Raw genomic sequence first — 21469 nt, 5'->3', positions numbered from 1 at the left:
GGTCATCCGTCCGGACCCGGGGAACAGTAACGGCCCGTCAGCACGCCCCGCCCGGTGAGCCGAGGGGCATTACCTCGATACGGTGATCTTGTTTCGGCGCTGGTTTACCGGCAGCTCCGGCGGCTTTCCGCCACGTGTTCCGGGGTCCGGTGGCAGCCTGGCCGGTCGGGGGTCCCGGGGTGGGTCGGCGCCCCGATCGGACGGTACGCATTCCGGCCACGTCCACCATCGCGGCCCCTGCTTGACAACCCGCCCCACCCGTCACACAAGTCAACCGGGCGCGTCAACACGGACCCCCGCGCTCTCCCGGGGCCCGCCGGAACCGGCTCCTCCGTTCTCGGTGCGGCGCCCAACTCCCCTATGTACCTGGGTAGTTCATGGGATCATGCGGGTCGCGGCCAGAGGGACGCGGGGGCACCAGGGGGGTACGGATGGCACAGCGGCATGCCCACCGGCGGGGCGGGGGCGACTCGGGGCGGGGTGTGCGGTGAGCGGGGCCCGGCACCCGTACGCGGAGACGGAGCCGGAGGGGGCGCCCGACCGGCGGTACGCCAACGCGGACCTGCTCCCCGCCGCCACCGGCGAGTTCCGCTGGCACTGGTGGGACTTCGCGGCCATCTGGATCTGCGTCTCCTGGAGCCTGGCCCATCTGATGCTCTCCGGGATGCCGGGCCAGGACCGGTTCACCTGGCCGCAGACGCTGCTGATCGTCGGGATCGCCCAGCTCGTCGTCCTGCTGCCGTCGCTCCTGGTGGAGCACGCCGGGGACCGGTACGGGGTGCCGTTCGCGGTCTTCGCGCGCAGCGCCTTCGGCGTGCGGGGCGCCGCGCTGCCGGCGCTGCTGCGCTTCGTCTCGGCGTGCGTCTTCTTCGGCTTCCAGGCCGATCTCGGCGTCCAGGGCATCCAGCTGCTCGTCGGGGACGCGGTGGGCTCCGGCTACGACGACCCCTTCAACCCCGCCTACCTGGTCTTCCTCGGCGCCCAGCTGTGGATCATCTCCAAGGGCCCGAACGGACTGCGCCGGTTCGCGGACCTCGCCGCGCCGGTGCTGATCGCGGGGCTCGCGGCGGCGATGCTGTGGGCGTCGGCGCACGGGGAGGGTCCGCCGCTGCCCGAACCGGCCCGGCCGATCGGCTGGGGGACGGAGTTCTGGGCGGCGGCGGCCCCGGCCCTGGCGTCGGCGACGGCCCTGTTCGCCGCGGTCGGGCTGACCGTGCCGGACCTGGTGCACCTGGGCTCGCGCGGCCGGCCGGCGGAGGGTACCGGGCGGCGCCTGGGCATGGGACTGCTGCTCCCCGTCCTGATGACGGGGATCGTGCTCTACACGATGGCGCTGATGTCCCTGTCCTCGTACGCGGCGGACGGGTACTCCGGTTCGCTCACCCTGCACGCGCTGGACGACATGCCGGGCGGCAGCGTCGTCGCCGCGGTGATGCTGATCGTGGCGACGCTCTGCGCCAACCTCGGCCTCAACCTGGTGTCGGCGGGGTACGACCTGTCGAGCACCGCCCCGTCCGCGATCGGGTTCCGGGGCGCGGCCGTGCTCGCGGCCCTCGTGGGCACGGCGGTGGCGTGGTGGGCGCGGAGCAGCAGCGACTACCAGGTGCTGGCCTGGGCGAACCTGGCGGAGGGGTTCTTCGGCACGGTGTCCGGGATCCTGGTCGTGGAGTACTGGATCGTGCGCGGGACCCGGCTGCGGCCGGCCGAGCTGTACCGGGCCGGGGGGCCGTACTGGTACGCGGGCGGCTGGAACTGGCGGGCCGTCGTGGCGTTCCTGGTGGGCGGGGTGCTGGCGGTGGGCGGCTCCCGGGAGGGCGCCGGGGCCGCGTGGGACGGTCCGCTGCTGCCGTTCCTCGCGCCGCTCGACGACTTCGGCTGGCTGGTGGGGCTGCTGGTCTCCGGCGGGCTGTACGCGGCACTGACCCTGTGGGGGCGGCGCGGCGCGCCGGCGGGCGACTGACGGGCGCGGCCCGGTGCGGGCTGGGCAGGTGCACAGGCGGGCGGGCGCAGGACTGGGCCCGCGCGCACAGACTCCTCGGGCCGGGCCGCTCCACGATGTCCCTGGCCACGGTCGCGAGGACGCGCGACCGTACGGAACCACAGAGGAGTTCCCATGCCAGGGAGAACGAGGCGCCGTCTGTTCGGCGGTCTGCTGCTCGCCGTGCTGCTGGCGCTCGGCACGACACCCGCCACGGCGGAACCCGGGACGGCGACGGCCGGCGGCATCCCGCCGGTGGGCACTGCCTGGGGCGAGCCGGGCCCGTACGAGGTGGACGTGGACATCGAGGCGGTGCACACCTTCTACCACCCCAGGACGATGGGTCCGTCCGGCGAGCGGCACCCGGTGGTGATCTGGGGGAACGGTACGGGCGCCGTGCCCGGGATCTACAGCTCGCTGCTGCGGCACTGGGCGAGCCACGGCTTCATCGTCGCCGCCGCCAACACGCCCACCTCCAACTTCGCGATCAGCATGCGGGCCGGGATCGACGTGCTGGAGCGGCGGAACGCCGACCCCGGCAGCGAGTACTTCGGCAAGGTGGACCTGGAGCGGATCGGCTCGGCGGGGCACTCGCAGGGCGGGGCGGCGGCGGTGAACGCGGCGATCGACGCGCGGGTGGACACGGCGGTGCCGATCCAGCCGGGGCCGCTGACCGATCCGGACCTCACCGACGTGCCGGTCTTCTACCTGGCCGGGCAGCGCGATCTGACGGTGTGGCCGGCGCTGGTGAAGGCGCTGTACCGCGACTCGGGGCACCTGCCGGCCGTCTACGGGGAGGTGCGCGGCGCCGGTCACCTGTCGTCCATCGGGGACGGCGGGGACTTCCGCGCCCCGACCACCGCGTGGCTGCGGTTCTGGCTGATGGGCGACGAGAACGCGCGCGGGGTCTTCTTCGGCCCGGGCTGCGGCGCCTGCGGGGACGACGGGCTGTGGTCGGGATGGGACCGCAACGCACGGGCGCAGGCGATCCCGGGCCCCGGCGGCGACTGAACCACGGGACCAGCCGCGACCGGCGGACCCGCCCGGCCGGGCGCACCACCCGCCCGGCCGGTCGCCCGCCGGGGGTCAGCGGCCGAGACGCGCGTCCAGCCAGCTGAGCACCTCGGGCGTGACCGGGTCGGTGAGGTCGGCGAACTCCTCGTGCTTCTTCAGGAACTTGGCCACGTACGGGCAGACGGGCACGATCCGCATCCCGGCGGCGCGCACGTCGGTCAGCGCCTGCTCGACGAGGATCCCGGCGAGGCCCCGGCCCGCGTAGGCGTCGTCGATCTCGGTGTGGAAGAACACCCGGCGGTCGTCGCGGTCGCGGTACGCGGTGAGCCCGGCCCGCTCCCCGTCGACGAGGATCTCGTACCGGTGCCGTTCGTCCACACGCCGGACGACGGGGGTGCCGGGGGTGACGGTCTCTTCGACCTGCTCGGTCATTGCGGCGGCCTTTCGGGGCGTGAGGGTCGGACGCTCTCGGTCCCGTTCACCCTACTCCGCGGTATCCGCAGGTGGGACGGGCCGGACGGCCGGGATCGGACAGGGAGGCGGGACGGCGGAGCGGCCGAAACGCCTGTGCACGCCGGGAGGGTCGGGCTCGTTGGACACCGGCGAGCCCGATCCCCCGACCGCCCCACGGAGGCCGACATGCAGCCCCTGCCCGCACCCGCCGTACCGCCCCTCCTGCCCGTGGACGAGTTCGTCGCGACGCTGCCGAAGGCCACCCTGTTCGGGGCGGTGTACTTCACCGACGGGGACGACCGTCCGGTGCAGCTCCGCGCCGTCTACAGCGACGACCACCCGTGGCAGCTGCCGGGCGGTACGGCCGAGGCGGGCGAGCGACCGTGGCAGACCGCGGTGCGGGAGACCGAGGAGGAGACCGGCCTCGTGGTGGCCGGTCCCCCGCGTCTGCTGGCGGCCGTCTTCGGACTGCCGGGAGCCGCGTGGCCGCTGGCGACCGCCGGGTTCGTGTTCGACGGCGGGCGGCTCAGCGACCGGCAGATCGCGGAGCTCGTCCTCGACCCCGCGGAGCACGACGAGGTCCGTGTCCTTCCGCTCCAGGACTGGCGGCCCCTGATGCCGCCCCGGGACTTCGTCCGCCTGACCGCCTTCGCGGAGGCCCGCCGCACGGGCCGCGCCGCGTACGTCGGCACATGGGACTGGGACGAGTCCGCCGCCCCGGAGCCTGCGGGGGAGGCCGCTCCTTGACCGGCCCCGCGGCTCAGGCGCTCGGGGCGCGGCGGAGGCCGCGGATCGCCGGGACGGCGAGGAGGGCCGCGCTCGCCGCCACGCAGGTGCCCGCCGAGACAAGAAGGAAGTGGTGCGGGGTGGTCAGGGCGGTGGCGGGACCTGCGAGGAGCTGGCCCGCGGAGATGCCGGAGACCGAACCGGCGAGCTCGTAGGCGGTGACGCGGTTGAGGACCTCGGGCGGGGTGTGGGTCTGCACGCTGGTGGCCCACATCACCGACCAGAAGGCGAGGGCGGCGCCGGCCGTGGCGTGCGCCGCGAAGAGCGCGGAGAGTCCGGCGTCCAGGGCCACGGAGAGCGGCAGCGCGGTGTAGAGGAGCATCGCGGTGGCACCGGCGGCGAGCGGCCGGGCGGGGCGCAGCCGGAGCGCGACGAGACCGCCCAGGACCGTGCCCGCGCCGAGGAACGAGACCGTCAGGCCGTACGCGTGCGGGCCGAGGCGGTCGCCGATCAGGGCCGAACTCAGCGGCACCAGCGGTCCGAAGACCAGGACGCCGTGGACGACCCAGACCAGGATCACCGCCCACATCCACGTCCGGGCGCGGAACTCCCGCCAGCCCTGGCGCAGATCGCGGCGGAGCGAACTCCCCTTCCGGGGCTCGGAGTCCGGGACTCTCCGGGGCAGCCGGAGGAGGGCGAGGCAGAGGGCGCTGACGAGGAAGGTGGCGGCGTCGACGGCGTACACGGTCCCGGCGTCGGTCACGGCGATCAGCAGGCCCGCGAGCGCCGGGCCGAGGAGGTGGGCGAGGGCGTCGGCCACCTTGAGGGTGGCGTTGGCCCGCTGCGGGTCGCGGGCGACGAGCGGGACCATCCCGTTCACCCCGGGCAGGAACATGGCGACGGCCGCGCCGGCCAGCGCCGCCATGGCGAGGAGCAGCCAGAACGGCGGCCGTCCGGTGAAGAACGCCACGGCCAGCACGCCCTGGGTGGCGACCCGGACAAGGTCCGCGCCGACCATCATCCGGCGGGCGCCGAACCGGTCGGCCAGGACGCCGCCGAAGAGGACGAGAAGGACGAAGGTGCCGGTCCAGACGCCGAGGACGAGGCCGGCGCCGGTGACGCCGTACAGCGCGCCGACGGCCAGCGCGGCGGCGACGGGCATCATCGCGTCGCCGAAGAGGGAGACCGCGCGGGCGGTGAAGTAGAGGGCGAACCGGCGGTCCCACAAGGGGTGTCGGGGGTGTGGCGGCGGGAGGGGGGCGGAGGGGGCGCGGAGGCCGGGCCGTTCGGTGGTCACCGCACCGATGGTGGTCCAGACCTTTCGCCGTCCCCAGTGTCCCGAACGACACGATGGAGTACTTTCGCGCCATGACCCTCCGTCCCCGCGCCGGCTCCCCTCCTCCGCACCGGGTCGTGGCGCTGCTCGGCTCCCCGCAGCCGGCCTTCCCGCTGGCCTGCGCGTCCGAGGTGTTCGGCGACCACGGGCCGGCGATCCCCGCGCGGTACGCGTTCGAGGTCTGCGCCGAGCGGCCGGGGGCGGTCGGGACCGACGCCGGCTACGCCATGGTGGTCACGGCGGGCCTGGAGGCGCTGGAGCGCGCGGACACGGTGCTGGTGCCCGGCCGGGGGCCGTCGGCCGGGAGCGGGGTGCCGCCGGAGGTGGTCGCCGCGGTGCGGCGGGCGCACCGGCGCGGGGCCCGGATCGTGGGGCTCTGCGGGGGCGCCTTCGTCCTGGCCGCCGCCGGGCTGCTCGACGGGCGGCGGGCGGCCACGCACTGGGCGCGCGCCGCCGAACTCGCCTCCCTCTTCCCCCTGGTGCGGGTGGATCCCGCGGTGCTGTACGTGGACCACGGCGACGTCGCCACGAGCGCCGGGGCGGCGGCGGGCGTGGACCTGTGCCTGCATCTGGTGAGCGCCGACCAGGGCGCCGCGTACGCGACCCGGATCGCCCGGCGCCTGGTGATGCCGCCGCATCGCGAGGGCTGCCAGTTGCAGTACGCGGAGCGGCCGGCCGCCGGGCCGGCCGCGGACTCGCTGGCGCCGCTCCTGGACTGGCTGGGCGAGCGGCTGGAGGAGCCGGTGTCCGTCGCCGACATGGCGGCCCGCGCGCGGGTCTCGCCCCGGACGCTGACCCGGCGCTTCACCGAGCAGCTGGGCATCAGTCCGGGGCGCTGGCTCCTCGACCGGCGGATCGCGGCGACCCGGGCGCTCCTGGAGGAGACGGACCTGCCGGTGGAGACGATCGCCCGGCGGGTCGGGCTCTCCTCGGCCGTCAACCTCCGCCGCCGCTTCCACGAGGCCCTGCGTACGACCCCCGCCGCCTACCGGCGCGCCTTTCGCGCGGAGCACTCCGGGTCGAGGTAGCGGGGGTCCGGGTAGCGGGGGTCCTGGCGGTGGGTCAGTGCTGGTCGGCCACGAAGGAGGCCATCCAGGTCAGGGCGGAGTTCCAGTTGATGGTGAGTTCGTTGGTGGACCAGGACTGGATGTCGTCGATGTAGCAGAACTGGCCGGTGCAGCCCTTGAGTTTCGCCTGCGCGAGCGGGTCCTGGATGCTGGAGTTGGGGCCACCCGAGAGCGAACCGGCGGGCGGGTGCGGGAGGTTCGGGTCCAGCTGGTGGGCGTACCAGCGACTGTGCTGGTTGTGCGCGTGGACCTCGCCGTAGCCGGTGACGTAGGAGACGTTGAGGGCGTTGCGGCCGAGGACGTAGTCCATGCTCTGGACGGCTCCGTCGCGGTACTTGGCGCTGCCGGTCAGGTCGTGGGCGGTGGCGAGGACGACGGCGTTGTTGAGGATCTGGTGGGTGGAGCCCCAGTCGTACCTCTGGCCCTCGGGGGCGTACGGCATGCCGTAGGGGTGGGCCTTCAGGGTGGCGAGGTAGCGGTCGGCGCCGGCCCGGACGGACTGGCGGACCCGGTCGCGGCCGGGGAGGCGGCTGGGGACGGTGGCGAGGTCGAGGCGGGCGGCGGCGGCGGTGGCCGCCCAGTCGAAGGCGACGGGACCGAAGACGTCGGCGGTGTGGAGCGGTGAGGCCAGGACGTGGTCCTGGAACTCCTTCTCGCCGGTGGTGAGGTAGAGCTCGGCGGCGGCCCAGTAGAACTCGTCGGTGACGTTCCGGTCGGCGTAGGCGCCGCCGCCGATGCCGTCGCTCTCGGAGGCGAGGACGTCGGGGTGGGCCAGGGCGGCGGCCCAGGCGGTGCGGGCGGCGGTGAGCGCGGTGGCCGCGAACCGGGGGTCGTACTCCTCGTAGAGGCGGGCGGCCTGGGCGGCGGTCGCGGCGAGGTTGAGGGTGGCGGCGGTGGTCGGCGGGTGCAGTTCGCGCTTCTGCGGGTCGTCCGCGGGCATCAGCGGCAGGCCGGTCCACTGCTCGTCGTGGATCTTGTGGTGGGCCATGCCGGCGAGGGGCTCGCCGGCCGGGACCTGCATCTTGAGCAGGAACTCCAGTTCCCAGCGGGCCTCGTCGAGGATGTCGGGGACGCCGTTGCCGCTCTCGGGGAGGGCGAGGGTGCCGTCGCCGAGGGCGTCGGGGTCGCCGGTGCGGGCGTGCAGGGCGCGCTCGTGGGTGGCGAGGAGCTGCCAGACGGAGATGCCGCCGTTGACGACGTACTTGCCGTGGTCGCCGGCGTCGTACCAGCCGCCGGTGACGTCCAGGGTGTAGTCGCAGACGCCGGGTTGGCAGGGGACCGCGCCGTCTCCCTGGTTGGGGGCGACGTCGAGGTGGCCGGCCGCGCGGCCGTGGCCGGGGCGCAGGTCCTCGCGAATGGGGGTGCCGCTGCGCTGGGTGTAGTAGAACTTCGCGGCGTCCAGGCGGAGTCGGTCGTACGCCTCGGTGCCGATGTCGAACGGGCGGCTGGTCGCGCCGTCGGCGACGAGGGTGAACCCCCGGCCGGTGCGGCGGTGTTCGCCGAAGTCGAGGGAGTGGACGTTCTGCCCGGAGGAGGGGTCCACTCCGCGCGGGAGGGTGCGGCCGTGCGCGACGACGGTGCCGGCCGCGTCCTTCAGCTGCCAGGGGAGCCGCTCGGTGGCCTCGGTGACGAGGGTGGCGTTCTTGGGGCCCCGGGGCAGGTAGGCGACCTGGTTGACCCGGACGCGGGGGCCGGTGTCGGGCTCGTACGCCTCCGGGGGCACCCCGCCGAGCAGGGAGACGTCGTCGAGGCAGAAGCGCCAGGGGGCGGCGGCGCCGCCGAGCTGGAAGGCGACCTGCCCCCGGTCGGTGTCCACCGGGGAGACGAAGGTGTACGCGTAGCTGTCGCCGGAGACGCTCAGCCGCGGAACGACCTCGTGGTAGGCGTCGTACGGGGCGACCTGGAGGCCGACGACCGCGCGGACGGAGTGGCCGGCGGGGGTGCCGTCGGCGCGGAAGGCGATGCGGTACGACTCGCCCTTGACGAGCGTGAGGTCGTTCTGTCCGACGGCGGCGTCCCAGGTGTTCGTGGTGGAGCCGGGCACGTCGGCGCAGAGGGTGCCGCCGGTGGTCGCGGCGGTGACGCCGCTGGTCCACCAGGAGTCGGCGCCGGAGTCGAAGGTGCCGTTCCTGATGGTCTCGACCTCCTCGGCTCCCGCCGGTCCTGCGGGCACCGCGGTGAGGCCCGCCGCCAGAAGGGCCGTCAGGGACAGCAGGGCGGTACTGCGTCGGTTCACGTCCGGACTCCTCCGAGGGGGGGGTGGAGAGCGCACCCGGAGTGGGAGCGCTCCCAAGCGACCGGTGGCCATCCTTGTGGCCGGACCGCGGGATCGTCAACGGCCCGGACGGGACCAGGCTCCCGCGGCCCGGTTACGGCCAATCGGAGAGCGAGGCTCCGCCAGGGACGGCGGCGCCCCCCGGAAAGCCCCCACACCTGGGACGCCGCCGCCCGTCCGGCACCGCCGTCGCACAGCCATCGCACGGGTGTCACAGGCTCGTCACACGCCCGTCGTCACCCCATCGAACTCACGCCCTCCGGCGTGGCCGGAAACCATAGGCTCCAACGCCCCGCTCCCCCGGCGCCGTTGATCACCGCCCCGGTGACCTCGGATACTGCGCTGGCCGACCGCGGGCGCCGTTCGCGCCGCTGGCCGGATTCGACCACCCCACCTCATCCCAAGCTCCTGGGGGAGACTTGCGCGCACCCGTGCGGAAAGCACGTGCCTTCACGATCGCGGCGGCCACCTCGGTGGCCCTCGTGGCCGGCATGACCGGCCCGGCCACGGCGACCACGCCCACCACTCCGAACAGCCCGAACAACTCGACCAGTTCGACCGGCTCGAACGCCTCCGCTCCCCGCCCGGCCCGGATCGGCGGTGACCAGACCATCCCGCTCGTCACCGGCGACCGGGTCGTGGTGGACGCCGAGGGCCGGATGGTGCGGTTCGAGGCCGCGCCCGGCCGCGAACGCATACCCGTCGAGGTGCGGCGCACCGGCGACCGCACCCTGGTGGTGCCCGCCGACGCGGCGCCGCTGATCGCGGACGGCCGGCTCGACCAGCGGCTCTTCGACCTCTCCGTGCTCACCGACCCCCGGCTGCGGGCGCGTCACCGCTCCGGACTGCGTCTCATCGTCCGGTACGACGGGAACGCCGGCTCCGCGCGGGCCTCGCTCCGCGCCGCCGGGGACACCGAGGTGCGCCGCACCTTCCCGACGCTCGGCGCCGACGCCCTGCTCGCCTCCCAGGACGACCTGACCCGGGTCTGGGAGGCGCTGACCGACCGGCGGGTGGGCGGCGCCCGGACCGCCGCCGCCGGCATCGGCACGGTGTGGCTGGACGGGGTGCGGGGCGCGAGCCTCGACCGCAGCGTCCGGCAGATCGGCGCCGACCGGGCCTGGGAGTCCGGCTTCGACGGCACCGGCGTGCGGATCGCGGTCCTCGACACCGGCGTCGACAAGACCCACGAGGACCTGCGGACCCGGGTCGTCGGCGAGAAGAACTTCTCCGCCTCCCCCGACGCCGTGGACCGCGTCGGCCACGGCACCCACGTCGCCTCGATCGCCGCCGGCACCGGCGCGCGGTCCGGCGGCCGGTTCAAGGGCGTGGCGCCCGGCGCCGAGGTGATCAGCGGCAAGGTCCTCGACGACGAGGGGTACGGCGACGACTCCGCCGTCCTCGCGGGCATGGAGTGGGCCGCCGCCGAGGGCGCCGACGTGGTGAACCTCAGCCTCGGCAGCCCCGACAGCCCCGGTGTCGACCCGCTGGAGGCGGCGATCGACCGGCTCTCCGCCGAGAAGGGCATCCTCTTCGCGGTCGCCGCCGGCAACGACGGCGAGGCCGGCGCCTCGACGGTCGGCTCGCCCGGCAGCGCGGACGCCGCGCTGACCGTCGGCGCCGTCGACCACGACGACCGGCTCGCCCCCTTCTCCGGCACCGGCCCGCGCGTCGGCGACGGCGCCGTCAAACCGGACGTGACCGCGCCCGGTGTCGCCATCACGGCGGCCGCCGCGCCCGGCAGCGCGCTCGACACGCGCCCCGGCGTCCCGCACCCGGCGCCGGGCTACCTCCAGATCGACGGCACCTCGATGGCGACGCCGCACGTGGCGGGCGCGGCGGCGCTCCTCAAGCAGCGGCACCCCGGCTGGACCTCCGCCGAGCTCAAGGGCGCGCTGACCGGGTCCGCCGAGGGCGGGGCCGGCCTCGGCGCCTTCCAGCAGGGCACCGGCCGCGTCCGGGTCGACCGCGCGCTGGCCGGGACCGTGATCCCCGCGCCGGTGTCGCTGGACTTCGGCACGGCCCGCTGGCCGCACGCCGACGACGAGCCGGTCACCCGGAAGGTCGGCTACCGCAACCTCGGGACGGCCGACGTCACGCTCGACCTGTCGGTCTCCGGCCTGGGCCCGGCGGGCGAGCCCGCCCCGGAGGGCTTCTTCACGCTCGGCGCCTCCCGGGTCACCGTGCCGGCCGGCGGAACGGCGGAGGTCGAGCTCACCGCCGACACCCGCGTGGGCGGGACCGACGGCTCCTTCACCGGATACGTCACCGCCACCGGCGCCGGCCTCTCCGTCCGTACCGCCGCCGTGGCCGTGCGGGAGGCGGAGTCGTACGACCTCACCGTCCGCACCCTCGGCCGCGACGGCGCCGACGCCCGGGACTTCGCCAACACCCTGACCGGCATCGCCGGCCCGGCGGCCGGCTTCCAGGCCCGCGTCGACAACGAGCCCGGCAGCCACACGCTCCGCGTGCCCAAGGGGTCGTACACCCTCAACACGGCCGTCTACGAGGACCCTTCGGACTACACCAAGGGCACCGACTGGATCGCGCAGCCGAGGCTCGACGTCTCCGGCGACACGACGGTCACGGTCGACGCGCGCACGACGAAGCCCGTGGACCTGACCGTGCCGGGGAAGGACCGGTCGGACTACGCGGGCACGTACTACGAGCGGGACACCGAGATCGGCCGGGTCGGCAACGGCTGGGTGCTGCGGGGCTTCACCGGCTTCCGCACCGCCCACCAGGGCCCGGCCGTCACCGACGGCTCGCTGCTCCAGACCTGGGACGCCCACTTCCTCAAGGACGCCGGCAGCCAGTACGCGGTGGCCTTCGGCGGGAAGGCGGAGACCGTCGCGACCGGGTACTCCCGGCACGTGAAGGCGGAGGAGTTCGCCACCCTGAAGGTGGGCCTCGGCGCCTCCGCCCCCGGCAAGTCCGCGCTCGCCTCCCCCTACGCACACCTGCCGGGGGCGCCGGAGGGCAACGGCTTCTCCGCCCCGCAGCCGGCGCCGGGCACCCGTACCTTCCACGTCTCGACGGCGGACGGCGTCCGCTGGCTGACCCGGTTCAACCAGCTGGGCGCGCCCGACGAGTGGGGCTACCCCGCCTTCGAAGGCGGCTACGAGACGGCCGCGCCGCAGCGGTACGAAGCCGGCCGGACGTACGGGGAGCGCTTCAACACCGGTGTCTTCGGCCCGCTCCTGGGCGACGGCATGGGCGTCTTCCGTACGGCGCCGGACCCGGCGACGGGCGAGCAGGGGCTCGTCGGCGCGGTGCCGCTGCTGGCCGACGGCCGGGGCCACCCGGGTTCCACCCGGTACTCCTCGGCCACGACGACGCTGTACCGCGACGGCGAGAAGATCGCGTCGAACGAGGATCCGCTGAGCGGTGCGGAGCCCTTCCCGGTCGACGGCGCCGACGCCGCGTACCGGCTGGTCACCTCGGTGGAGCGGCCGGCCGACGTGGCCGGGGTGTCCACCCGGGTCGAGACCTCGTTCGCGTTCCGGTCGCGGCAGGTCGCCGAGACCACGGCGCTGCCGGTGTCCACGGTCCGCTTCGCGGCGCCGGTGGACCTCGCCACGCGGGCCCCCGCGGGGGCGTGGGTCGCGGTCCCGGTGACCGTGCAGGGCTCGGCCGCGGGCAAGAACCTCAAGTCGCTGACGGTGAAGGTCAGCGACGACGGGGGGACGACCTGGCGGACGGTGCGGGTCGCCGGCGGACGCGTCCTGGTGAAGACCCCGGCGAAGGGGGCGGGGATCTCGCTCGCCGCCGAGGTCACCGACAAGCAGGGCAACACGTCGACCGTGTCGATCCGCAACGCCTGGATCGGCGGGTGACGGCCGCCCGTCCGGGGCCGGTGCCCGCCGGGCAGACGTCCCCGGACGGGCGGTGACGCGGGCACCCGCGTGACCTCCGGCGCCGCGCGGCTACGCCTCGCGGCGCCGGACCATCTCGGTGATCCAGGCGGGGGCGTAGGGGGAGGTGCAGCCCGGCGAGGTGGGGTAGTCCTTGAGGACACCCAGGCGCTCGCCGATGGCGAGGGCCCGGGCTCGGTGCGCGGGGTGCTCGATGCCGATCTGGGCGAGGCAGTGGTTCATGGCCCACTGGAGCCGTTCGGGGGCGTCCTTCATCTCCGCCTCGACGGTGTCGAGGAGGGCGTCGAGGTCGAGCCCTTCGGGGCGCTTCGCGACCCGCTCCGTGGTGAGGGCCCAGCCGGCGCTCGCGACGACGGGGTCCGGGTCCGCGAGCCAGGCGCCGCGCAGCTCCTCGGCGTGCGCGCTCTTCTTGACGACGTAATTGACGAGCCAGTCGTGGACCTTGGGGGCGCGGGCCTCGCGGAGCATGGTGTCGAGTTCGTCGCGCGTGAAGGACTTGGGACGGCAGACGAGGAGGGCGAGGAGCCGGGCGGCGGTGTCGCCGGTCTCCCAGAGCCCCCGGGCCAGCTCCTGCTGCGTCTTGAGCCGCTTGGCGAGCGCGCGGAGCTGGGTGAGGTTGACTCCGTGGTCGTCGCCGTGCCGTTCGTTGACCTCGCGTATCCGCGGGTTCTCCAGCGCGGCCAGCTCCGCCGTCACCTCGGCCAGTACCTCGTCCACCGCCGCCGTCCCGGTCATCGGGTCCTCCACTCGTTCGCGTACCGATGCCAGCCTACGGGCCCCGCCGATCCGGGGACGAGCCGCGCCGCGACGGCTGGAGGCGGCCGCTCCGGGTAGACGCCGTCCAGGAGAACCGGAGTGGAAGGGCGGCGAGGACGATGCGGGAGCACCCGGGCGGCGAGGCGTCGGAGCCGGCGGCCGGCTGCCGTTCCCGGCTCACGGACGAGGAGTTCCGGACGCTGATGCGGGAGGCCAGGTCCCTGGCCCGGCGCGGCATCCTCGGCCGCCCGCCACCGGACGAGACCGACTTCGCGCTCCGCGCCCGGCACGCGGAGTTCGGCGCGGCGGTCCACTGAGGGATCCCCGGGGGCGATCGGGTGAAGCCGGTCGCGCGCGCGGCCCCGCGTCTCGGGGCCGCGCGCCCGACGCGGGCAGGGTGGGGCCATGAGGGTGACTCCATGACGCGGCGGACGAGCACGACCGGCGGCGCGCTCCGGACCCGCCCCGCGCTCCGGACCCGCCGCGCGTCCCGGGCCCGCCCCGCGCCCCGGACCCGCCCCGCGCTCCGGACCCGCCGCGCGCTCCGGAGCCGCTCCGTGCCCGCCACCCGCCCCGTGCCCGCCACCCGCCGCCTCTGCCGTGGCCCGGGCGGTGTGCTCGCGGCCGTGCTGGTGGCCGTGGCGCTGCTCGGCGGGTGCGGGGCCTCCGGGGCGCGCGAGGACGGGGCGACCGACGCCGGACGGCGGTTCGCCGCCGCTCTCACGGCCGGGGACTACCGCGCCGGCTGCGGCCTGCTGGCGCCCGAGACCCGCGAGCAGGTCGAGCAGGACGCCCGGACGGGGTGCGGGCCGGCGCTGCGCGAGGCGGGGCTGCCGGAGGCCGGCGAGCCGCGCGGCGTCGACGTCTACGGGAGCGAGGCGCTGCTGCGGATGACCGGCGACACGCTGTTCCTGTCGCGGTTCGACGCCGGCTGGCTGGTGGTCGCGGCCGGGTGCGCGCCGCCGGCCGCGGCGGACGACACGTACCGCTGCTCCGTGAAGGGAGGCTGACGGATGAGGGCCGTGTTCGCCGGCTGTGTCCTGACGATCCTGGGCGGTCTCGCCTACTTCACGCTCATCGGGGCGATGCACCGGTGACGCCCGGGGACGCGGGCCGCCCGGACGGCGGCGGCGGGCGGACGGGCTTCTGGCGGGCCAACAGCCTCACCCTCGTCTTCGGCGGCGCCTTCCTCCTCGTCCTCGCCTGCCAGGCGGTGGCCGGCCGGGCCGAGTTCAACGAGCAGCTGACCGTGGCGGGGCTCCAGCCGGTCGGCTTCGGCGCGTACCTCGCCACCTCCGACTTCGCCGTGGACGTCACCGAGAACTGGCAGTCCGAGTTCCTCCAGTTCTTCCTCTACGTGTACGGGACCGTCCACCTGCTCCAGCGCGGCTCACCGGAGTCGAAGCCCCTCGACCGGGCGGGGACCGAGAGCGAGCGCGAGCAGCGGATGGGCGACCACGCGCGGGCCGACTCGCCCCGCTGGGCGAGCACCAAGGACTGGCGGCAGGCGCTGTACGCGCGGTCGCTCGGCCTGACCATGGCCGCGTTCTTCCTGCTGTCCTGGTTCGCGCAGTCGGTCGCGGGCGCCGCCGCGTACAACGGCGTACGGCTGCGGCAGCTCCAGGATCCGATCGGCTGGGGCGCCTACCTCGTCTCGGCCGACTTCTGGAACCGCTCGCTCCAGAACTGGCAGTCCGAGCTCCTCGCCGTCGCCGCGATGGCCGTCCTCTCCGTCTATCTCCGCCAGCGCGGCTCCCCGGAGTCAAAACCGGTCGGCTCCGCCCACGCGACCACCGGCATCGAGGGCTGAGCGCGCCCGCGCGGGACGGTCACCGCGTGCCGTAGCGGGCCGGGGTCGACGCGGTGGCGGAGTCGGTGCCGGCCGTGGCGCCGGTCCCGTGGCCGTCGAGCGGGAGGCGGTAGAGGGCGAATGCGTGGTCGATCACGGGCTGGGCGACGTTCCGGACGCGGACCCCGCCCGCCGTCATGCCGTGCTCGGTGCCGAGGTGGGCGTGACCGTGCACCGCGAGGTCGGCGCCCTGGGCGTCGATGGCCTCGGCGAGGAGGTAGCTGCCAAGGAAGGGGTAGATCTCCAGCGGCTCCCCGGCGAGGGTGTCGGGCACCGGGGAGAAGTGCGTGAGCGCGACGCGGACGGCGCAGCCGTGCTCGGACAGCTCGGCGAGGGCGCGGGCCAGGAGGGCGGCGCTGCGCCGGGTGGTCCGGACGAACGCCTTCATCTCCGGCTCCCCGAACTCGCCCGCGCTGCGTCCGACGAACCCGCCGCAGAAGCCCTTCACCCCGGCGACGCCGACCTTGTGACCCGCGACGGGCAGGACGATGCTCTCGCCCTCCAGGACGTGCACGCCGGCGTCGCGGAGCACCCGGGTGACCTCGGCGGGCTGGTCGGCGTGGTGGTCGTGGTTGCCGAGCACGGCGACGACGGGGACACCGAGGCCGGCGACCTCGGCGGCCACCACCTCGGCCTCGGCGGCGTAGCCGTGGCGGGTCAGGTCACCGGCCAGGAGCAGCAGGTCGGCGCAGTCGGGGAGGGTCTCGAAGGCGGGGCGGAGCAGGCCCCGGCAGTCCTCGCCGAGGTGGATGTCGCCGACCGCGGCCACGCGGACGGCGGCCGTCCCCGGGCCGGTCCTCTCCGGTCCGAGCAGGGTCATGGCAGGTCCTCCCCGTGGTCGGGCGCGTCCCGGCCGGCGACGGCGATCTCGGTGCGCACCGAGCAGCCGGTGAGGGTGTCGCGCGCGAGGTCCAGGATCTCGTCGCGGCGGGTGGGGCTGGGCACGGTCCCGGTGAGCAGGACGACGCCGCCGCGCCGCTCCACCCGGACACCGAGCTCGGCCTGCCCGTCGACGGCGAGCCGCTCCCGCAGCAGGGCGATGCGGTAGTCGTCCGCGTACGGCTCGGGGCCGGGCGCGGGGTGCGTGAACGGCTCCGGGCGGGACGCCGGGTGGGTGTGCGGTTCCGGGCCGGGCGCGGGGTCCGGGTACCCCGTGCCCCGTGCCGTGTACGGCTCCGGGCCGGGCGCCGGGTGTGCGTACCGCTCCGGGCCGGGCGCCTCGGGGGCGGCTCGCTCCGGTCGGTCAGTCATGGCGGGTCGCCTCCTCTTCTCCGGTCGGCGGGGTGTGCGGGAGGACGTCGAGGAGGCCGAGGAGGTAGAGGAAGGCGACGGCCATGGGGTGGTCGCGGGTCTCCTCGCGGACCCGGTCCCAGTCGACGCGCTCGCGCAGGCCGCGGGCGACCGGCAGCAGGGCGCCGTAGTCGCAGTGGTGCTCGGACAGCGCGGCGAGGCGGCCGGTCATCAGGTCGGTCGGGTCGATCACCGGCAGGTGGACGGAGTCGACGGGGAGGATCCGGGCCCGGTCGAGGAGCTCCGTGGTGACGGCCCGTCCCGCCAGCGAGAAGATCAGGTCGATCTGTTCGCCGCCGCTGCGGGCCTTGATCAGCCAGTCCTCGGGCGGGTCCACGATCCGGATGCCGCGCTCGCGCAGCAGCCCGACGACGGTCTCGGCGTCCTCCGCGCGGAGCGCGAAGTCGGTGTCGTGCTGGAGCCGGACCGGGATGCCGTACGCGTAGGCGGCGACGCTGCCGACGAGGGCGAACGGGCAGCCGGAGCTCTTCAGGACGGCGCCGACCTCCTTGGTGACCTCCAGGATCGCCTGGGTGTGGTCGGGCGGCAGGACGCCGGGGGCCCGGCCGGCTCCGCCGGCGTCGTCTCCGGTGTACGTGGCGTGTGCCATGAGGTTCATTTCTCCTCCTCGACGGGGGCCCGCAGGGCGGTGGAGCCTGAGCGCCAGGCGTCGGAGACGCTCGTGGCGAGGGCGTCCTCCAGGAGGACGGTGGCGCGCGCGCCGAAGGCGACGTCTGCGGCGAGCCCGGGTTCCTCGGCGAGCAGTCCGCCGACGACCTCGCGCCGGACCAGCTGCTCGTGGACGGCGTCGGCCTCCACGTGCTCGTCGTAGAACCGGGCCGCGTCCTCGCCGGCCCCGCACCGGTGCAGGGCCGCGGCGTGGCGGGAGGCGGCGGGCGGCGAGGTGATCTCCAGGACGGCGAAGTGGCCGACGAGGGCGCCCCGGCGGGCGCGGTGGAGGCCGAACAGCGACATGACGTTGGCGCAGGCGAGGGCGGGCGCCCCGACGGCCGGCAGGTAGTGGCCGGGGGACGGGTCGAGCCGGAGGGCGCGCATCAGGTCCGCGTAGAGCCGCGCGTGGACCCGCTCCTCCCGGCCCGCGCCGAACTCGTCGTACAGGATCGTCGCCATGCCCGCCTTGGCGCGCCCGCGCAGCCGGGGCAGTACCCAGGCGTGCGGGTCGGACTCCCGCAGCTGCTGCACCGAGCGCAGCACCGCGTACTCCCGCAGCTGCTCCAGGGTGCCGTGGCGCAGCAGGTGGCGGGAGAGGCCCGCGCCGTCGGGCCGCTCGATCAGCAGGCCGTCGAAGACCTCGTCGGGCGTTTGGGGGCCGGGGCACGCCTCGCGCAGCGCCTCCTCGAACCGGCGCTCCAGGAGGGCGCGCAGGGCGAGCAGGTCCGGGTCCCATTCGGCGGAGTCCGGTACGCCGGCGAAGCCGCGGTAGTGGAGTTCGTAGCCGAGGTGCAGGGCCAGCTGGACGTCCTCGCCGTACGGGTCGGCTGCCGCGACGGCTCCGGGCCCGGGCAGTGTGCCGGGCCGGCCGCGCAGCCGGGCGGCGACGGCGGCGGAGAGGTCCCCGCGGGCCGGGGGCAGGGCGGGCGCCCTGGGCTCCGCGGCGCTCGGGGCGGTGATCGTCATGGCGGGTCTCCTCGGTGGGGAGCGTCGGGCGGGCGGATCGGGGGGGGGAGTCAGCCGGGCGGCTCGGCGGGGGCGTCGGAAAGGCGGCTCGGCGGGGAGGCGTCAGTCGGGCGGCTCGGGGTCGGACCGCCGGGGCCGGGCTCGCCGGCGGTGGCTGGTGTCGCAGAACGGGTCCCGCAGGCTGCGGCGGCACCGGCAGAGCGCGACGACGGGCCGCTCGCTGCGGCGTACGGTCCCGTCGGCCATGACGACCTCCACGGGCCCTTCGATCAGCAGGGGCCCTTCCGCGAGGGGGGTGACCCGGACTGCGGGGTCACGGCCGGCGGGGTCCCGGTCGGCGGGGGCGGGGACCGCCGGGGCGGTGGGCTGCTCTGGTACGGGTTCCACGGTCGACTCCTCCCTCCGGGGGGCCGTGGGGGCCGGGGGCGACCCCGGCCCCCACGGGACGGATGCCCTGACGCCTGCCCCCTCTCCGCCCGCCCATGCCTGGCCGGACCGGCGACGGGACGGTCGCCGTGCCCGGTTCAGCGCGGCGGGCGGGCCAGCGGGCCGCTGTCGAGGTGGCGCAGGAGGGTGAGGGCGTCCTCGTGGACGACGACCGCTCCGGCGTCCTCCAGTTCGCGGCGGCTGGTGCCGCCGGTGAGGAGTCCGACGCAGGGCACTCCGGCGCGTCCCGCGGCCTCGACGTCCCACACGGTGTCCCCGACGAGCACGGCGTCCTCGGGGTCGGCGCCCACCTTGTCCAGGGCGGCCCGCACCAGGTCGGGCGCGGGTTTGGTGGCGGTGACGTCGGCGCTGGAGGTGGCCGCGTCGATGACGTCGTCGGCGCCGAGCCGGGCGCGTACGGCGGCCACCTCCTCCTCCGACGCCGAGCTGGCGAGCACCACCCGCCAGCCCCGGGCGGCGGTGGCGCGCAGCAGTTCGGCGGCGCCGTCGAAGGGGGCGAGGGTGTCGAACCAGGTGGCGTAGAGCGTGGCGTGCGCGCCCGCGATCGCCTCGTCGTCGCCGGTCGAGCGGTCGGCGCCGAGGACGGCGTCGAGGAGCCGGTCCGCGCCCATGCCGACGGCGCGGTGGATCCGGGCCATCGGCACGGTGTGACCGTGCTGCCGCAGGGCCATCCACCAGGTGAGGGTGTGGAGGTAGTTGGTGTCGACGAGGGTGCCGTCGACGTCGAACAGGGCGACGCCGCGGGCCTGGGGTGCGGGGTGCGGGGTCATCACGTCTCCCGGGGGCGGAGGGGTGGCGCGGGGCCGGCGCCGTCCTCGGGCGCCGGCCCGGCGCGACCGGCCGGTGTGGACGGGGCCGTGCCGGGGACCGGGGCGCGGACGGCGCGGATCACCACGAGCTGTTCGGTCCGGGTGCCCGGCGCCGTGAGGCCGCGCCGCTCGAACCAGGCGGCCCTGGCCGTCATGACCGGCCCGTACGGCTGGGTGCGGCGGGCGACCACCTGGGCCCGCAGCCCTCCGGCGCGCAGTCCGTCGAGCGTGGCGGCGACCCCGCTGAGCGAGGACTGGACGAGCAGCAGGACGCCGTGGGGCGCGAGGACGCCGGGCGCGGCCAGGCAGATCCGGTCGAGGAGGAGTCGGCCGTCGTGCCCGGCGTCCCAGGCCCGTGCGGGCCCCGAGCGAGGCGGGTCCGCCTCGGGCGCCGGTACGTAGGGCGGGTTGGCGGTGACGAGGTCGAACCGCTCCCCCACGACCGGTGCGGCGAGGTCGCCGCGCAGGACGCGGACCCGGCAGCCGCGCAGGCGCGCGTTGCGGCGGGCGGCCGTGACGGCCGCCGCGGCGATGTCGGCGGCGGTCGCCCGGGCGCCCCGGCGGGCCGCCGCGATGGCGAGGACGCCGGTGCCGGTGCACAGGTCCAGGGTGCGGGCGCCGCGGTCCAGGCGCTCGCGGGCGAGGCTCTCCAGGAGCAGGGCGGTGTCCGCCTGGGGGGCGTACACGCCGGGCGGTACGAGCGTTCTCATGGGTCGCACCGGGCGCGGCTACCCACTGTGTCGTCCGCCACGCGCGCGTGGCGGACGAACGGGTGAAGAGGTGGGGCGCGTGGGGCGGGCGAGCGGGTCGGCCGGTGGTTACGCCCCCGGGGCGGGGGTAGCCGCGCGCCGACAGGCACTCCGTCGTACCCAGGGAGATGACCGAGATGGTGCACGACACGATCGAGGTGGAGGCCCCGCTGCGCGAGGTCTACGACCAGTGGACGCAGTTCGAGGAGTTTCCGCGTTTCATGGACGGGGTCGAGGAGGTCCGGCAGCTGGACGACCGGCTCTGCCACTGGCGGACCAGGATCGCGGGCGCGACCCGTGAGTTCGACACCGAGATCGTCGACCAGCTTCCCGACCAGCGCATCGCCTGGCGGACGGTCGGTGGCGACGTGAAGCAGCAGGGCGTCGTCACGTTCGAACGCGTCGATGACGCGCACACGCGCGTGCAGCTCAGCATGGAGGTGGAGCCCTCCGGCATCACCGACAAGGCCGCGAAGGCCCTGGGCGTGGTGGAGAGCCGGATCGAGGGCGATCTCCAGCGGTTCAAGCACTTCATCGAGGAACGCGACCGCGCGACCGGCGGCTGGCGCGGCCGGCTGCGCCCCGGCGACAGCGCGGGCGGATCCACCCCCACCGATCCGGCCACACCGACCGACGACATCCCTCCGTACGGCATGGCGACGCCCCCGTCGGAGGACATGCCGCGGCGGGGCGGGCCGCCGTACGACGGCCCCATGTAGTCATGGAACCCTCGGCCGTCGTCATGAACGACCCGCGCTCCGCTTCCGGCCCCGCCGCCGGCTCCGGCTCCGGCTTCTCGCTGCTCGACGTCTCGCTCCACACGGAGGAGCGGGGCCGGCTCCCGGTGGCCCTGGGCGGCGGCGCGGCGGACGCCGTACCCCTGGTCCTCGCGGAGGGCACGGTGGTGAGCCTCGGGCTGACCTTCCGGCTGGGTCTTGAGGTGGACGCGCTGACCTTCGAGGAGGAGCGCGCCCGGGACGGTCGGGTGCTCGCGACCACCCGGACGCTGCTCGGCGGCTTCCGCCGGGGCGGGCCGTACGAGGTGTGGCTGCCGCCGCAGCGGATGCCCGTGGGCAAGGCGCACTGCGGCCTGTACCTGGTCACCGGCCGGGTGACGGACGGCCACGGCCGGGAACTGGCCCGGGAGGACCACCACGTCCGCCTGGTCCATGTGACCGGACCGCCCACGGCCGCCTTCTGAACGGGA

General features: G+C 75.6%; 21 protein-coding genes. 10 read left to right on the top strand and 11 right to left on the bottom strand.

From position 1 onward, the window contains the following. The first annotated feature begins 487 nt into the window (after positions 1–487). Both ACIGHB_RS02085 and ACIGHB_RS02080 read left to right on the top strand, forming a co-directional pair. The gene (locus ACIGHB_RS02085; RefSeq protein ID WP_399908746.1) at positions 488–1960 is read left to right on the top strand and encodes a cytosine permease; all 1473 of its coding nucleotides are present in this window, start codon (positions 488–490) and stop codon (positions 1958–1960) included. A gap of 153 nt (positions 1961–2113) precedes the next feature. Then, positions 2114–2989, top strand: a complete 876-nt coding sequence (locus tag ACIGHB_RS02080) for an acetylxylan esterase (protein ID WP_399908745.1) — start codon at positions 2114–2116, stop codon at positions 2987–2989. 75 nt (positions 2990–3064) lie between these two features. On the opposite strand, the gene ACIGHB_RS02075 is transcribed toward ACIGHB_RS02080, so the two are convergent. Continuing rightward, positions 3065–3424 (bottom strand): GNAT family N-acetyltransferase, encoded by a 360-nt coding sequence (locus ACIGHB_RS02075; protein ID WP_360310101.1) that lies wholly within the window; start codon positions 3422–3424, stop codon positions 3065–3067. A gap of 207 nt (positions 3425–3631) precedes the next feature. Here ACIGHB_RS02075 and ACIGHB_RS02070 point away from each other — a divergent pair, with 207 nt between their 5' ends. Next, complete coding sequence (locus ACIGHB_RS02070; protein ID WP_399908743.1) at positions 3632–4192, top strand: NUDIX domain-containing protein; 561 nt, start codon at positions 3632–3634, stop codon at positions 4190–4192. A gap of 13 nt (positions 4193–4205) precedes the next feature. On the opposite strand, the gene ACIGHB_RS02065 is transcribed toward ACIGHB_RS02070, so the two are convergent. After that, the gene (locus tag ACIGHB_RS02065) at positions 4206–5468 is read right to left on the bottom strand and encodes an MFS transporter (protein WP_399908741.1); all 1263 of its coding nucleotides are present in this window, start codon (positions 5466–5468) and stop codon (positions 4206–4208) included. Between the two features lie 71 nt (positions 5469–5539). On the opposite strand from ACIGHB_RS02065, the gene ACIGHB_RS02060 reads away from it, so the two are divergent. Continuing rightward, positions 5540–6535 (top strand): GlxA family transcriptional regulator, encoded by a 996-nt coding sequence (locus ACIGHB_RS02060; RefSeq protein WP_399908739.1) that lies wholly within the window; start codon positions 5540–5542, stop codon positions 6533–6535. Between the two features lie 34 nt (positions 6536–6569). Here the strand turns inward: ACIGHB_RS02060 and ACIGHB_RS02055 are convergent, their stop codons facing one another. Beyond that, a complete protein-coding gene (locus tag ACIGHB_RS02055; RefSeq protein WP_399908737.1) occupies positions 6570–8810 on the bottom strand; it encodes a glycoside hydrolase family 9 protein in 2241 nt (746 codons plus the stop codon). Between the two features lie 470 nt (positions 8811–9280). On the opposite strand from ACIGHB_RS02055, the gene ACIGHB_RS02050 reads away from it, so the two are divergent. Then, positions 9281–12685, top strand: a complete 3405-nt coding sequence (locus ACIGHB_RS02050; RefSeq protein WP_399908735.1) for a S8 family peptidase — start codon at positions 9281–9283, stop codon at positions 12683–12685. Positions 12686–12775: 90 nt separating this feature from the next. Here ACIGHB_RS02050 and ACIGHB_RS02045 read toward each other — a convergent pair whose 3' ends face one another. Then, positions 12776–13459: a DNA alkylation repair protein gene (locus tag ACIGHB_RS02045; RefSeq protein WP_399908733.1), complete on the bottom strand. Its 684-nt coding sequence runs from the start codon at positions 13457–13459 to the stop codon at positions 12776–12778. Between the two features lie 140 nt (positions 13460–13599). Between ACIGHB_RS02045 and ACIGHB_RS02040 the strand changes: the two genes are divergently transcribed. The 3 genes from ACIGHB_RS02040 to ACIGHB_RS02030 all read left to right on the top strand — a co-directional run bounded on the left by ACIGHB_RS02040 (position 13600) and on the right by ACIGHB_RS02030 (position 15290). After that, positions 13600–13797 (top strand): hypothetical protein, encoded by a 198-nt coding sequence (locus tag ACIGHB_RS02040; protein WP_360322609.1) that lies wholly within the window; start codon positions 13600–13602, stop codon positions 13795–13797. A gap of 102 nt (positions 13798–13899) precedes the next feature. Continuing rightward, positions 13900–14490: a hypothetical protein gene (locus ACIGHB_RS02035; protein WP_399908731.1), complete on the top strand. Its 591-nt coding sequence runs from the start codon at positions 13900–13902 to the stop codon at positions 14488–14490. Positions 14491–14573: 83 nt separating this feature from the next. Continuing rightward, positions 14574–15290 (top strand): DUF6766 family protein, encoded by a 717-nt coding sequence (locus tag ACIGHB_RS02030; RefSeq protein WP_360322218.1) that lies wholly within the window; start codon positions 14574–14576, stop codon positions 15288–15290. 19 nt (positions 15291–15309) lie between these two features. On the opposite strand, the gene ACIGHB_RS02025 is transcribed toward ACIGHB_RS02030, so the two are convergent. The 7 genes from ACIGHB_RS02025 to ACIGHB_RS01995 all read right to left on the bottom strand — a co-directional run bounded on the left by ACIGHB_RS02025 (position 15310) and on the right by ACIGHB_RS01995 (position 20223). Beyond that, positions 15310–16149, bottom strand: coding sequence for a metallophosphoesterase (locus ACIGHB_RS02025; RefSeq protein ID WP_399908728.1), 840 nt, complete (start codon positions 16147–16149; stop codon positions 15310–15312). Next, complete coding sequence (locus ACIGHB_RS02020; protein WP_399908726.1) at positions 16146–16580, bottom strand: BON domain-containing protein; 435 nt, start codon at positions 16578–16580, stop codon at positions 16146–16148. The genes ACIGHB_RS02025 and ACIGHB_RS02020 overlap by 4 nt, the downstream gene beginning before the upstream one ends. Next, on the bottom strand, positions 16573–17229 hold the full coding sequence (locus ACIGHB_RS02015) for a nucleotidyltransferase family protein (RefSeq protein ID WP_360322239.1): 657 nt from the start codon (positions 17227–17229) through the stop codon (positions 16573–16575). Before ACIGHB_RS02015 ends, ACIGHB_RS02020 begins: the two co-directional genes overlap by 8 nt. Before the next feature lie 5 nt (positions 17230–17234). Beyond that, positions 17235–18257, bottom strand: coding sequence for an iron-containing redox enzyme family protein (locus tag ACIGHB_RS02010; RefSeq protein ID WP_399908724.1), 1023 nt, complete (start codon positions 18255–18257; stop codon positions 17235–17237). 102 nt (positions 18258–18359) lie between these two features. Continuing rightward, entirely contained in the window at positions 18360–18644 is a 285-nt protein-coding gene (locus ACIGHB_RS02005; protein ID WP_399908722.1) for a CDGSH iron-sulfur domain-containing protein, read from the bottom strand. 137 nt (positions 18645–18781) lie between these two features. After that, positions 18782–19474, bottom strand: a complete 693-nt coding sequence (locus ACIGHB_RS02000) for an HAD family hydrolase (protein WP_399908720.1) — start codon at positions 19472–19474, stop codon at positions 18782–18784. Continuing rightward, positions 19474–20223 (bottom strand): HemK2/MTQ2 family protein methyltransferase, encoded by a 750-nt coding sequence (locus ACIGHB_RS01995; RefSeq protein ID WP_399908718.1) that lies wholly within the window; start codon positions 20221–20223, stop codon positions 19474–19476. Before ACIGHB_RS01995 ends, ACIGHB_RS02000 begins: the two co-directional genes overlap by 1 nt. A gap of 167 nt (positions 20224–20390) precedes the next feature. On the opposite strand from ACIGHB_RS01995, the gene ACIGHB_RS01990 reads away from it, so the two are divergent. Together ACIGHB_RS01990 and ACIGHB_RS01985 are read left to right on the top strand one after the other, a co-directional pair. Beyond that, entirely contained in the window at positions 20391–20981 is a 591-nt protein-coding gene (locus ACIGHB_RS01990; RefSeq protein ID WP_360320399.1) for an SRPBCC family protein, read from the top strand. A 2-nt stretch (positions 20982–20983) separates the two neighbouring features. Continuing rightward, positions 20984–21463 (top strand): hypothetical protein, encoded by a 480-nt coding sequence (locus ACIGHB_RS01985; protein ID WP_360320402.1) that lies wholly within the window; start codon positions 20984–20986, stop codon positions 21461–21463. Positions 21464–21469 lie beyond the last annotated feature (6 nt).

This window comes from Streptomyces sp. NPDC085460 (assembly GCF_044541975.1).
Classification (GTDB): Bacteria; Actinomycetota; Actinomycetes; order Streptomycetales; family Streptomycetaceae; genus Streptomyces.
The sequence above is the reverse complement of the archived record's forward strand: the minus strand, read 5'-3'. Positions and strand labels throughout refer to the sequence as shown.